Origin of the sequence: Pseudomonas sp. H1h, assembly GCF_000633255.1 — a bacterium.
In the GTDB taxonomy this organism is placed as follows: Bacteria; Pseudomonadota; Gammaproteobacteria; order Pseudomonadales; family Pseudomonadaceae; genus Aquipseudomonas.
Genome location: NZ_AYMJ01000015.1, coordinates 145,528 through 157,713, shown reverse-complemented (window position 1 = coordinate 157,713; position 12,186 = coordinate 145,528). Strand labels below are relative to the sequence as shown.

12 protein-coding genes are annotated in these 12,186 nt (G+C 61.1%); 4 read left to right on the top strand and 8 right to left on the bottom strand.

The features are described from left to right. The first annotated feature begins 3 nt into the window (after positions 1 to 3). Positions 4 to 402, top strand: coding sequence for a hypothetical protein (locus tag U862_RS0112340; RefSeq protein ID WP_029977633.1), 399 nt, complete (start codon positions 4 to 6; stop codon positions 400 to 402). A gap of 59 nt (positions 403 to 461) precedes the next feature. Here the strand turns inward: U862_RS0112340 and U862_RS0112335 are convergent, their stop codons facing one another. Next, the gene (locus U862_RS0112335) at positions 462 to 1,574 is read right to left on the bottom strand and encodes an enoyl-CoA hydratase/isomerase family protein (RefSeq protein ID WP_025110681.1); all 1,113 of its coding nucleotides are present in this window, start codon (positions 1,572 to 1,574) and stop codon (positions 462 to 464) included. 133 nt (positions 1,575 to 1,707) lie between these two features. On the opposite strand from U862_RS0112335, the gene ung reads away from it, so the two are divergent. After that, positions 1,708 to 2,400, top strand: a complete 693-nt coding sequence (gene ung, locus U862_RS0112330; protein WP_007963257.1) for a uracil-DNA glycosylase — start codon at positions 1,708 to 1,710, stop codon at positions 2,398 to 2,400. 127 nt (positions 2,401 to 2,527) lie between these two features. On the opposite strand, the gene U862_RS0112325 is transcribed toward ung, so the two are convergent. From U862_RS0112325 to U862_RS0112305, 5 genes are read right to left on the bottom strand one after another with little or no spacing between them, the layout of a single operon-like run. Further along, a complete protein-coding gene (locus tag U862_RS0112325) occupies positions 2,528 to 3,562 on the bottom strand; it encodes an AbrB family transcriptional regulator (RefSeq protein ID WP_025110680.1) in 1,035 nt (344 codons plus the stop codon). Further along, positions 3,555 to 5,069: a tripartite tricarboxylate transporter permease gene (locus U862_RS0112320; protein WP_025110679.1), complete on the bottom strand. Its 1,515-nt coding sequence runs from the start codon at positions 5,067 to 5,069 to the stop codon at positions 3,555 to 3,557. Before U862_RS0112320 ends, U862_RS0112325 begins: the two co-directional genes overlap by 8 nt. Position 5,070: 1 nt before the next feature. Next, complete coding sequence (locus U862_RS0112315; protein WP_025110678.1) at positions 5,071 to 5,529, bottom strand: tripartite tricarboxylate transporter TctB family protein; 459 nt, start codon at positions 5,527 to 5,529, stop codon at positions 5,071 to 5,073. Positions 5,530 to 5,588: 59 nt separating this feature from the next. Next, complete coding sequence (locus U862_RS0112310) at positions 5,589 to 6,566, bottom strand: tripartite tricarboxylate transporter substrate binding protein (RefSeq protein WP_025110677.1); 978 nt, start codon at positions 6,564 to 6,566, stop codon at positions 5,589 to 5,591. 39 nt (positions 6,567 to 6,605) lie between these two features. Beyond that, positions 6,606 to 7,898 carry an OprD family porin gene (locus U862_RS0112305; protein ID WP_025110676.1) on the bottom strand — a complete coding sequence of 431 codons (1,293 nt, stop codon included), beginning with the start codon at positions 7,896 to 7,898 and terminating at the stop codon, positions 6,606 to 6,608. A gap of 237 nt (positions 7,899 to 8,135) precedes the next feature. On the opposite strand from U862_RS0112305, the gene U862_RS0112295 reads away from it, so the two are divergent. Then, positions 8,136 to 8,807: a response regulator gene (locus tag U862_RS0112295; RefSeq protein WP_025110675.1), complete on the top strand. Its 672-nt coding sequence runs from the start codon at positions 8,136 to 8,138 to the stop codon at positions 8,805 to 8,807. After that, positions 8,800 to 10,185 (top strand): sensor histidine kinase, encoded by a 1,386-nt coding sequence (locus tag U862_RS0112290; protein WP_025110674.1) that lies wholly within the window; start codon positions 8,800 to 8,802, stop codon positions 10,183 to 10,185. Before U862_RS0112295 ends, U862_RS0112290 begins: the two co-directional genes overlap by 8 nt. A gap of 117 nt (positions 10,186 to 10,302) precedes the next feature. On the opposite strand, the gene U862_RS0112285 is transcribed toward U862_RS0112290, so the two are convergent. Then, positions 10,303 to 11,124 carry an HDOD domain-containing protein gene (locus U862_RS0112285; RefSeq protein ID WP_025110673.1) on the bottom strand — a complete coding sequence of 274 codons (822 nt, stop codon included), beginning with the start codon at positions 11,122 to 11,124 and terminating at the stop codon, positions 10,303 to 10,305. A gap of 35 nt (positions 11,125 to 11,159) precedes the next feature. Further along, the gene (locus U862_RS0112280; protein WP_025110672.1) at positions 11,160 to 12,101 is read right to left on the bottom strand and encodes a folate-binding protein YgfZ; all 942 of its coding nucleotides are present in this window, start codon (positions 12,099 to 12,101) and stop codon (positions 11,160 to 11,162) included. Positions 12,102 to 12,186: the final 85 nt, after the last annotated feature.

The window sequence follows — 12,186 nt, the reverse complement described above, 5'->3', positions numbered from 1 at the left end:
CGGATGGTCGTGGTAATCGCCGATGGGCTCGGGAGAGATTTGATTGTTAATGCCGGTGGCGGCATTGATGGTGTCGACTTTTCAGCGTTCGGACTGTCTATTCATCAGATCAAATTTCACCGTGAACGAGATGATCTGGTCATTGTTGTGAATTACGGCGTGTCTCCAAAGATACGGGTGTCCAACCACTTTCTGGGCGGTGATGCTGCTATCAGTTTCATCAGGGTCACAAGAGAAGATAAATCTACTCAAGACTATTCTGCGGACCAATTCGTTGAGTTGCTGCATCCGCTTCCACCTCTGAGGGACGTAGAGGATATTCTGAAAAAAAATGATGAGGAAGCGCTGCAGGCAACGGTGGAAATCATCAATTTTTACCAGTTGAATCCCGAGTTGCAATAACGCCAGTCAGGTTGCCCGCGATAGGGGCCAGAGGCCGCCATCGCAGGAACATGGAAAATTTAGTACTGCGTCAGATCCGCCAGCGGATGCCGACCTTCCCACACCTTGTGAAAATGCGCCTCGACCACCGCGTCCGGCACGTTGTTGATGTCCGGCCAATGCCAGTGCGGTTTCTGGTCCTTGTCGATCAGCCGCGCCCGCACACCTTCGCTGAATTCCGGATGGCGGCAGCAATTGAGGCTCAGGGTGTATTCCATCTGGAAGACTTCGGCCAGTGACAGGTAGCGGGCGCGCAGGATCTGTTCCCAGACCAGGTGCGCGGTCAGCGGTGAGCCTTCGCTCAGGGTTTTCGCGGCGCGGGCGATCAGCGGGTCGCTGCTGTCGCGTTGCAGGCTGATGGCTTTCCAGGCGCATGTCACATCGCTGACGTCGAGCAGTTCGTCGATCGGCTGACGGCGTGGCAGCCACTGCGCCTCGGGCATTTGCCCAACGGCTTCCTGTTGCAGGGCCTTGAGCAGACTGTTGAGCTGCATGTCGGTCTGTTCCTGCCAGTTGAGTTGCAGCAGGCCTTCAATCAACTCCGGTTGCTGTTCATCGAGGAGGAAGCGGTCGGCCAGATCCAAATCAATCGCATCACGAGCGTTCATGTGCGCGCCGGTCAAACCAAGGAACAGCCCAAGCTTGCCCGGTAGTCGCGACAGAAACCAACTGGCGCCAACATCCGGATACAAACCAATAGTGATCTCCGGCATCGCCAGGCGACTGCTCGGGGTGACGATCCGCGTGCTGGCGCCTTGCAACAGGCCCATGCCGCCGCCGAGCACGTAACCGTGGCCCCAGCAGATCAGCGGTTTGGGGTAGGTGTGCAGGCTGTAGTCCAGTCGGTATTCCGCGGCGAAAAATTGCGCGGCCAGTGGCGGGACTTCGCCGGGGTGGGCGCGGCAGGCTTCCACCAGGCTGCGCACTTCGCCACCGGCGCAGAATGCCTTGGCGCCGTTGCCGCGCAGCAATACGCAGACGATTTGCGGATCCTTGGCCCAAGCATTCAGTTTGTCGCTCAGGGCGTTGATCATCGGCAAGGACAGCGCATTGAGCGACTTTTCGGCGTCCAGGCTGGCGACCCCGAGGCGGGCGCCATCGGTGCCGGTAAGTTCTTCGAAGTGCAGATTCATCGTGACCTCGATCGGGAATTTGAACGATCAGTATGATCGCTGTGTGGGAAAGTGCCGGATCTGCGTCGGATCAATTGACAAGCATGGGCGGGTTTCCTAGGGTTCGCCCCAATTGTTTTCGCCGGATGTAACCATGACTGCTGACGACCGTATCAAACTCGAACCGAGCTGGAAGGAGGCACTGCGTGCTGAGTTCGACCAGCCCTACATGGCAGAGTTGCGCAACTTCCTGCAACAGGAGCGGGCGGCCGGCAAGGAAATCTATCCCCCGGGCCCACTGATTTTCAATGCGCTGAACTCCACGCCACTGGACAAGGTGAAAGTCGTCATCCTCGGTCAGGACCCGTATCACGGCCCGGGCCAGGCCCATGGCTTGTGCTTCTCGGTGCAGCCGGGCGTGCCGGCGCCGCCGTCGCTGGTCAACATCTATAAAGAGTTGAAACGCGACCTGAACATCGACATCCCCAACCACGGCTATTTGCAGAGCTGGGCTGATCAGGGCGTGTTGATGCTTAACACCACCATGACGGTCGAGCGTGCCAATGCCAACGCGCACAAGGACAAGGGCTGGCAGTTCTTCACCGACCGGATCATTGAACTGGTCAGTGAGCGGCAGCCGCATCTGGTGTTCATGCTGTGGGGCGCGCATGCGCAGAGCAAGCAGAAGCTGATCGATGCGACCAAGCACCTGGTGCTGACCTCGGTGCACCCGTCGCCGTTGTCGGCGTATCGGGGATTCCTGGGGTGTGGGCATTTCAGCCGGACCAACAAGTTTCTGGAGCAGAATGGCGAAGCGCCGATCGAGTGGCGTCTGCCGCCAGTTTGACTGGCTGACCGGGCCGGCCCTTTCGCGTGCAAGCCCGCTCCCACAGATTCTTGTGGGTGCCACAGATTATGTGAACACTCCAAAACCCCGTGGGAGCGAGCCTGCTCGCGAAAAGAGCGACGCGGTTTTACTCGGGATTACGATTCCAGTACTTGAACAACGGCTCCGCCAAAAACAGCACGAACAACAGCCGCATCACCTGCATCGCCGTCACCAGCGGCACCGACAGTTGCAAGGTCTCCGCCGTCAGGCTCATCTCGGCAATCCCGCCGGGCATCATGCCCAATGTCAGCGAACGCAGATCCAGATGGGTCAGCGCACTCAAGCCCAGCGCCGCCAATGTGGCGATCAACATGGTCAGCGCCGTGCCGATCAACGTGCGGCCCATGAATGACGGCGCGCGCCGGAAGAACTGTCGGTTGAAGTGGCAACCCAAGCCGCTGCCAATCAGCCACTGGCCAATCTGACTGCCGCCGTTGGGCAAGCCGATGTGCAAATCCCAGCCAATACTCACCGCTGCACTCACCAGCAACGGCCCGAACAGCCAAGGATTGGGTTGACGCAGACGCTGCCAGAGCCAGGCAAGCAGGCCGCCCGCTGGAAACAGGATCGCCAGCCAGCGCCAATCGACGCTGCCGGCGTGAGCAATCGGCGTCCCGTCACCGAGCAAATACTTGAACGCTGCCGGTACACAGAGGACGACCACCAACACCCGCAAACTCTGACCCGCCGCAACGTGGCTGAGCAGCGCGCCATTGCGTGCGCCGAGGTTGACCATCTCGCCAGAACCACCGGGCATGCTGGAGAAGAACGCTGTTGCGCGATCCTCACCGGTGCGACGCATCAGCCACACGCCGACCACCGCCGAAAGACTGGTGACCAGCGCCCCAAAGAAGATCAGACCGAAATGACTGAGTACCTGCTCCATCACCACAGGAGTGAAGTGCAGGCCGATGCCGATTCCGACAATCCATTGACCACATTTGCGCCCGCCGGGGATTTCCGTGAGTTGCCATGGGGTCAGGCAGCGCACGAGGATGATCGCCAGCAACGAGCCGACCATCCACGGCAGTGGCCAGCCGATCTGGCTGGCGACATAGCCGCCGAGCAGACCGACCAGCGGGGTTCCCCACCAGGATTTCAGCGAGGAGCGATCAAACATCGGCAATGGCACGCTGCGCGGCAGAACGTTTGCGCCAGATACGGATGATCGGCATCAACAGCATGATCGCGGTCAGAATCCAGCAGCCGAAGGTGATCGGGCTCGACCAGAGGATTTCCAGCGCACCGTTGGAGATCGACAGGGCGCGACGCAGGTTTTGCTCCATCAGGCCGCCAAGGATGAAACCGAGCAACAGCGGCGACAGCGGGAAGTCCAGCTTGCGCAGGATGTAGCCGAAGATGCCGATGCCGATCATCAGGAACAGATCGAACGTTGTCGCATGTACGGCGTATACGCCGATCCCGGTAATGATCGCGATGACCGGCACCAGTGCCCAGTTCGGCACGGCGAGGATGCGGGTGAACACGCGGATCATCGGGATGTTGAGGATCACCAGCATGACGTTGGCGATGAACAACGAAGCGATCAGCCCCCAGACGATGTCCGGTTGTTGCTGGAACAGCAGCGGGCCCGGCGTGATGTTGTACAGCGACAGGGCGCCAATCATCACTGCCGTGGTGCCGGAACCTGGAACGCCGAGGGTCAGCATCGGCACCAGTGCGCCGCACGCCGCGCCGCCGATGGCGGTTTCCGGCGCCGCGAGGCCACGGGCATCGCCTTCACCGAATTTGCCGCTGGCACCGGCGATGCGTTTCTCGGTCATGTAGGCCACGGCGCTGGCCAGCGTCGCGCCGGCACCCGGCAGTACGCCCATGATGAAACCGAGCACGCCGCAACGGATGTTCACCACGAACACCGACGCCGCTTCCTTGAAGTTGAACATCATCCGGCCGGTGGCTTTCACGGCTTCCTGGCCGTGGTGGGTTTTTTCCAGCAGCAGCAGAATTTCGCTGATGGAGAACAGGCCCAGCACCAGCACGACAAACTGAATGCCGTCAGTGAGGTGAATGTTGTCGCCGGTAAAGCGGTACACCCCGCTGTTGGCGTCGATGCCGACGGTGGACAGGAACAGACCGATCAACGCTGCGATAAAGGTCTTCAGCGGTCGATCGCCGGCCATGCCGCCAAGACAGACAATCGCGAACACCATCAACACGAAGTATTCCGCCGGCCCGAAGGCTATCGCCCATTTCGCCAGCAGCGGCGCAAACAGCACCATGCCGCAGGTGGCGATGAACGCGCCGATGAACGAACTCCATGCCGACAGCGACAGCGCCACACCGGCCAGGCCTTTGCGGGCCATCGGGTAGCCGTCGAGGGTGGTCATCACGGTGGAAGCTTCACCCGGAATGTTCAGCAGAATCGAGCTGATCCGTCCGCCGTATTCGCAGCCCAGATACACCGCGGCCAATAGAATCAACGCCGATTCCGGCGGCAGGCCGAGGGCAAATGCGATGGGGATCAGCAGCGCCACGCCGTTGATCGGGCCGAGCCCCGGCAGCAGCCCGACGACCGTGCCGATCAGCGTGCCGCACAGGGCGGTCACCAGGTTGTACGGGCTCAGCGCAACGCCGAAACCCTGACCCAAATAGCCAAGAGTATCCATATCAGTTCTCCAGAACGTCGAGCAGGCCGAGAGGCAGCGGGACGTCCATCAAACGGTCGAACAGCAGGTAAAGACCGATGGCCATCAGGCTGATGATCACCACGCTCGGCAGCCAGCGGCCACCATACAGGCGTGCCATCGGGACACCGGTGATGATGCTGGCGGCAATGAAGCCCAGCGGTTCAAAGGTGCCGGCGAACACCAACAACAGCACCACGCAGATGCCGATCTTGGTCAGAGTGGCGCGGTCCAGCGGCGGTTCGTCAGCGCTGTGTTTGATCGGTGCCGGGCGGAACACCATGTACAGCAGCGCCGCGCCCATCAGCCCGAGCATCAGCAGAGGAAAGGCGCGGGGGCCGACCGGTTCGTAGGAAAAGGCCGCTTGGTACGGCCACGCCATCAATGCCAGGCCGACACAGACCAGCAACAGCACCGAGGCGAAAATGCGTTGTAAGAGCATGAGAAACTCCTGTGCCGCAGCCCCCGAGAATGGAGGCTACGGCCGCTAGACAGAGACGATCACTGAATCAGGCCGAACTCTTTGGCCAGCACTTTGTAATCCGCCACTTGCTTCTTCACGTAAGTGTCCAGTTCCGGGCCGGTCATGGCGAACGGGAACAGTTCACGCTGATCGCGCAGCTTGGCGAAGTCATCCGAGGCGAGCAGTTTGTCGAATGCGTCTTTCCACCAGGCGTAGTCTTCGTCGCTGACTTTTGGCCCCAGGTAGAAACCGCGCACCACCGGCCAGACGATGTCGTAGCCTTGTTCCTTGGCAGTCGGGATGTCTTTCATTTCGGGCTCGTCGATGCGCTTGTCGGCGAACACGGCCAACAGACGCATGTCGCCGCTCTGAATGTGCGGCATGGAGTCGGAGATGTCGGTGCTGCCGACCTGGATGTGACCGCCGAGCAGCGCGGTGGCGATTTCGCCACCACCTTCGAGGGCGACGTAACGCAGGTCACGCGGGTTGATCCCGGCAGCCTTGGCGATCAGTGCGGTCTGCATCCAGTCCTGACTGCCGACGGTGCCACCGGAACCAATCACCACAGAGCTCGGATCTTTCTTCAGCGCCTTTACGAGATCGTCGAGGGTTTTGTAGGGCGAGTCGCTTTTCACCGCAATGGCGCCGTAACTGGTGCCGACAGCGGCCAGCCAGCGAACGTTGGTTTCATCGAAGCGACCGAACTTGCCTTGCGCCAGGTTCAGCAACGAACCGCTGGACCACGCCACCAGTGTGCCGGCATCGGCCGGACGCTGAGCGACCACCGCGTTGTACGCCACCGCGCCGACACCGCCGGGCATGTAGGTCACGCGCATCGGTTTGGTCAGCAGTTTTTCGTTGACCAGCGCGCTCTGCGCCAGTTTGCAGGTCAGGTCGAAGCCGCCGCCGGGGGAGGCCGGTGCGATGCATTCGGGACGTTTCGGTTCGGCCATCAGTTGGCCGGCGAACAGCATGACGCCAGCGGCTAGAGCAACTTTACGCAGTGATAAGTTCATCTATGTCTCCTTGGGAGTTGTTGTTATGGACGTACTGAATTACCAAAGGGCAACGCTATAGCTCACCAGCAGACGCACTTCATCGGCATCGCGAGCGGAGTAGTTGGAACGGTAGGTGGCATTACGCAGGCGTACGGCAACGTCTTTCAGGGCGCCGCTTTGTACTACATATTTGATCTCGGTGTTGCGCTCCCACTCTTTGCCTTCTTCGCCGTTCTTGAGCTTGATGTTGTCACCGCTCAGGTAACGGCTCATGAACGACAGGCCGGGAATGCCGAGGCGGGCGAAGTCGAAGTCGTACCGCGCTTGCCACGAACGCTCTTCGGCGCCGGCGAAGTCGTTGATCTGCACGAAGTTGACCAGGTACGGGTCGCTGCCATCGACATACGGGAAGGCGCTGTCGCCGGACATGTGCTGGTAACCGGCCGTGAACTTGTGGCCGCTCAAGGCATAGCTGACCAGACCGTTGAGCGAGCGGTTGTCGATCTCGCCGCCACGGGCTGCGCCTTGATCGTCGCTGACAGCGAAACGCAGGTCGGTTGCGAACGTGCCCGGACCCATCGGGCGCGAGGCAACGAGGCCGAAGAAGTGCTGGTTGTAGACTTCATCGAGTTGGGCGAAGTGGTAACTGCCGGTGATCTTGTCGGTGAACTTGTAGTCCACGCCGGCAAAGTCGAAATGCTTGCCGGCGGCGGTGCCGGCAAAACGGCTGTTCTTGTTGTTGAGGGCGATGTCCTCGAAATCGGTGCTGTCGCGATCCTTGGCCTTGTCCAGACGCCCACCGGTGAAGGTCAGGTTCTTGATCTCTCTGGAGGTCAGCAAACCGCCTTCAAAGGTCTGCGGCAGGATGCGCCCGTCGTTCGGCTTGAGGATCGGTAGCTCAGGAATCAGGCTGCCGATTTTCAGTTCGGTGGCGGAGATTTTGACCTTGCCGGTCAGGCCGACCTTGGAATATTCGTTGGCGGCGCGCCCGTCATCGTGGGTTGGCAACAGGCCGGTGCCGGTGCGGTCCGGACTCGAATCAAGCTTGACCCCGAGCATGCCCAGTGCATCGACACCAAACCCCACGGTGCCGTCGGTGTAACCCGATTGCAGGTTGAGCATGAAACCCTGCGCCCATTCATCACGCTTGCTTTGCTGGGCACTGGTGCCGTCACGAAAGTCGCGGTTGAAGTACATGTTGCGGGTTTCGAAGGTGGCGGAACTGTCTTCGATGAAGTCGGCGTAGCTCAGCGGCGAAAAACCGGCGAGGGCGGCGGCACTGGCGAGGGCGGTGTGGCTGAAACGCGAAGGGCGAGCGGGCGTGAGAGCCCTGGTCTGCAAGGACGGCATGCGCGGTGAACTCCGTTTATTGTTCTTATTGGTCGAAAACGCTTCGAGGCGTTTTTCGTATCGCTGTGTGGCAGCAGCGACGGCAGTCGAAACTGTCCGTGACCGGACTCTAACGACCCAACCTTTCGCTAACCTTTCAGCTGGATTTCGCGGTTTTCGGGCTTCACAGCGGCGGTTGCGGCTGTAAACTCCGCGGCAAAGCGTGGCGTCGGCCATCCCTGAATGAGGTAGAGATCCATGCGTGTTCTGCTCGTCGAAGACCATTTGCAACTGGCCGAAAGTGTCGCCCAGGCGCTCAAGAGCACCGGTCTGACCGTGGACGTGTTGCACGATGGCGTGGCGGCCGACCTGGCCCTGAGCAGCGAGGAATACGCGATGGCAATCCTTGATGTCGGCTTGCCGCGCATGGACGGTTTCGAGGTGCTGGCGCGTCTGCGTGCACGCGGCAAAAATCTGCCGGTATTGATGCTGACAGCGCGCAGCGATGTGAAAGACCGGGTCCACGGCCTGAATCTCGGCGCTGACGATTACCTGGCCAAACCGTTTGAACTGACCGAACTCGAGGCCCGGGTCAAAGCCCTGCTGCGGCGCAGTGTGCTCGGCGGTGAACGTCAGCAGCGTTGCGGCGTGCTGGCCTACGATCTGGACACCCGGCGGTTCAGCCTAGGCGAAGAATTGCTCACCCTGACCTCGCGCGAGCAGGCAGTGCTTGAAGCATTGATCGCCCGCCCGGGACGGGTGATGAGCAAGGAGCAGCTGGCTGCACAGGTGTTCGGTCTCGACGAAGAAGCCAGCCCAGACGCCATCGAAATCTACGTGCATCGGCTGCGCAAGAAACTCGACGGCCAACCGGTGGCGATCGTGACCTTTCGCGGCCTCGGTTACTTGCTGGAAAGCCGCGATGCATAAGCCCAGCAGCCTGCGCTGGCGGTTGCTGTGGAACCTCGCGTTGTTGCTGGTGGTGTTGATGCTCGCCAGTGGCTTGAGCGCGTACTGGAACGGGCGCGAAGCCGCCGACACTGCCTACGACCGCACCTTGCTGGCCTCGGCCCGCACCATCGCCGCCGGGCTGTCGCAGCGCGACGGCACGCTCAGTGCCGACGTGCCTTACGTGGCCCTCGATACGTTCGCGTACGACAGTGCCGGGCGGATCTATTACCAGGTCAACGACATTCATCAGAAGCTGATTTCCGGTTATGAAAATCTGCCCGGACCACCACCTGGCACGCGACGCACCGACGATTATCCAGCGTTGGCGCGCTTCTATAACGCAACGTATCGCGGGCAGAACGTGCGTGTGGTCAGTCTGCTCAAAGCGGTGACCGAGCCGAACATGAACGGCATGGCGGAAATCCGTGTCGCTGAAACCGACGAGGCGCGGGTCGCCATGGCCCGCAGTCTGGCGGCCGACACGCTGTTGCGTCTGGGGATGCTGGCCATTGGCGCTTTGTTGCTGGTGTGGTTTGCGGTCAGTGCGGCGCTGCGCCCGCTGGAGCGCTTGCGCACGGCGGTGGAGGAGCGTCAGCCGGATGATTTGCGGCCGCTGCCGCTCGTGGAAGTGCAGCGTGAATTGTGGCCACTGGTGCGCGCGCTCAACCATTTCACCGAACGTCTGCGCGGGCAGTTCGAGCGTCAGGCGCAGTTCATCGCCGATGCCGCGCACGAACTGCGCACACCGCTGGCCGCGTTGAAGGCGCGGCTGGAGCTGGGATTGCGTTCCAGCGAAGCAGAAACCTGGCGCACCACCCTGGAGTCATCGGCGCAAAGCACCGATCGCCTGACTCACCTGGCCAATCAATTGCTGTCACTGGCGCGGGTAGAAAACGGTGCCCGGGCGATTGCCGAGGGCGGCGCACAACTGCTCGATCTGAGCCAGTTGGCCCGTGAATTGGGCATGGCCATGGCGCCCTTGGCGCACGCACGCGGGGTGGCGCTGGCGCTGGAGGCGGATGAACCGGTGTGGCTGCGCGGCGAACCCACGCTGCTCAATGAACTGCTGAGCAACCTCGTGGACAACGCCTTGGCGCATACGCCACCGGGCGGCAATGTGATTCTGCGGGTGGCGGCGCCGGCGGTACTTGAGGTCGAAGATGACGGGCCGGGGATTCCGCTGGAAGAGCGTGATCGGGTGTTTGAGCGCTTCTACCGGCGCAACCAGCAGGTCGCGGGCTCAGGCTTGGGGCTGGCGATTGTCGGAGAGATTTGCCGGGCGCACCTGGCGCAGATCACCTTGCACGACGGTGAGCAGGCGGGGCTTAAAGTGCGGGTCAGTTTTATCGCGGGATGATCTTCGGTGCCTGTGGTGGCCTCTTCGCGAGCAGGCTCGCTCCCACATTGAGCCGTGTCTTACACAAAACCCCTGTGGGAGCGGGCTTGCTCGCGAAGGCCGCGCCGCAGTCTTGGATCAGTAAAACATCGTCCGCGATTCTTCCAGGTCCGCGCACAGCGCCTGGTTCTCCGGATCAATCCCCAGTTTGCGAAACGCCGGAACGCTGAGCGGATCGATCCGCGCAAACGGATGATCGGTGTCCTTGTGGCAATACAGGCTCGCGACCTGTACCAGATCGACGTAATCGATCTGCGCCGAATCGCGCTTGAAGTCCTGATACAGCCCCGGCAGCTCCACCAGCCTTTCCGGGAACTCCCAGACGCGCAGCAACTTGTCGCCCAGCAGCGGATGAATGTGGTCGATCACATGGTTGAGACTGACCGGATCCGACAGCAGTTCGTAGTGATCTTCGGCGTAGGTCAGAATCGGCAGCACGCCGATCTGATGCACCAGCCCTCCGAGAGCCGCCTGATCCGGTTTGAGCTGGGTGTAGCGCCGGCACAGTGCGTAGCTGACGCCGGCGATCTCCAGGCTGCTGCGCCAGACATCACGCATTTTCTGTTCGACCACCTCGGAGCGTGCGTGGAAAATCTGCTCCATCACCAGGCCGATCGCCAGGTTGCTGCTGTAGTTGATTCCCAGCCGGGTGATGGCGGTGTGCAGGTCGGTCACTTCCTGCGCGGCGCGCAGCAGCGGACTGTTGACCACTTTGATCAGGCGCGCAGATAGCGCCGTGTCGCGGCCGATCACTTTGCTCAGATCGCTGACGCTGATTTCCGGGTCTTCAGCGGCCTTGCGAATTTGCAGGGCCACTTCCGGTAACGTTGGCAGAACCAGGTCATCGTTATCGATGGCCTCAACCAAATCCTGTTGGACCTTATCCGCCAGCTCGCTCATGTGGACTCTCTAGGGTGTTGCAACAAATGCTGCGATCAGCGCTGGATTTCGCGGTCGCGATCCAGTTCGTAGGGCAAGTCGAGCAAATGCAGCGCGGGGCCTTCGAGGGCGCCCAGGTGCAGATGACCCGCTTCGGCAGCTTCGGCCTGCAACACCGCCAGCAGTTCAATATTTTCTTCGGCGCGGGCAGCCAGCACCACTTCGCCGATGGCACTGCCGTGGCTTGGGGCGAACAGCGGGGTGCCCGGTTCCGGCAGATCAGTCGCATCCAGTTGCACGCGATACAGGCGGCGCTTGAGTTTGCCCAGGTACTGCATGCGCGCGACGATTTCCTGTCCGGTGTAGCAGCCTTTCTTGAAGCTCACGCCACCGATGGCTTGCAGGTTGAGCATCTGCGGGATGAACAGCTCGCGGGTACTCGGCATGACCTGACCGATACCGGCGCGGATCTGCCCCAGCAGCCATTGATTGAGCCCGGCTTCAGGCAGGGCAGCGGCCAATTTGGCCTTGAGGGTATCGGCCTGATCGGCCGGCACCCAGAGTTCGGCGCGATTCGGCGAGACGCGAATCGCGATCAGCCCTTCACTGCGCACGACGCTGTCGGTGTCGGCGGGCAACTGCAGACCGAGTCCGGCCAGGGCTGCATCACCGTGCTCCAGACCAAAACGCACCCAGGCGGCGCTTTCGTCGGTCAATTTGGATTTTGAGAACACCGCGTACTTTTTCAGGTCCGCCAACTGCGGCTCCAGCAGCTCGCTGGCCATCGCCAGCAGCACGCCGTCACCTTCAAGCAGAATGCGGAAGCTGGACTGCATCCGGCCTTTTTGCGTGCAGCGCGCGCCGAGGCTGGCCTGACTGTCACTGAGGTAATTGATGTTGCAGGTCAATTGGCCTTGCAGGAATTTGCCGGCATCCACGCCGCGAACCGCGAGTACGCCTTCATGAGACAGGGTGCAGAAAAAAGCAGAATCGGCCATGGGTCATCGCAGGGTAAAAAGTCTGGGGCACATCATAAGGGCGCGTTGTTGAAATGGGTAGTTGATAAAGGATCGGTGGTGCCCG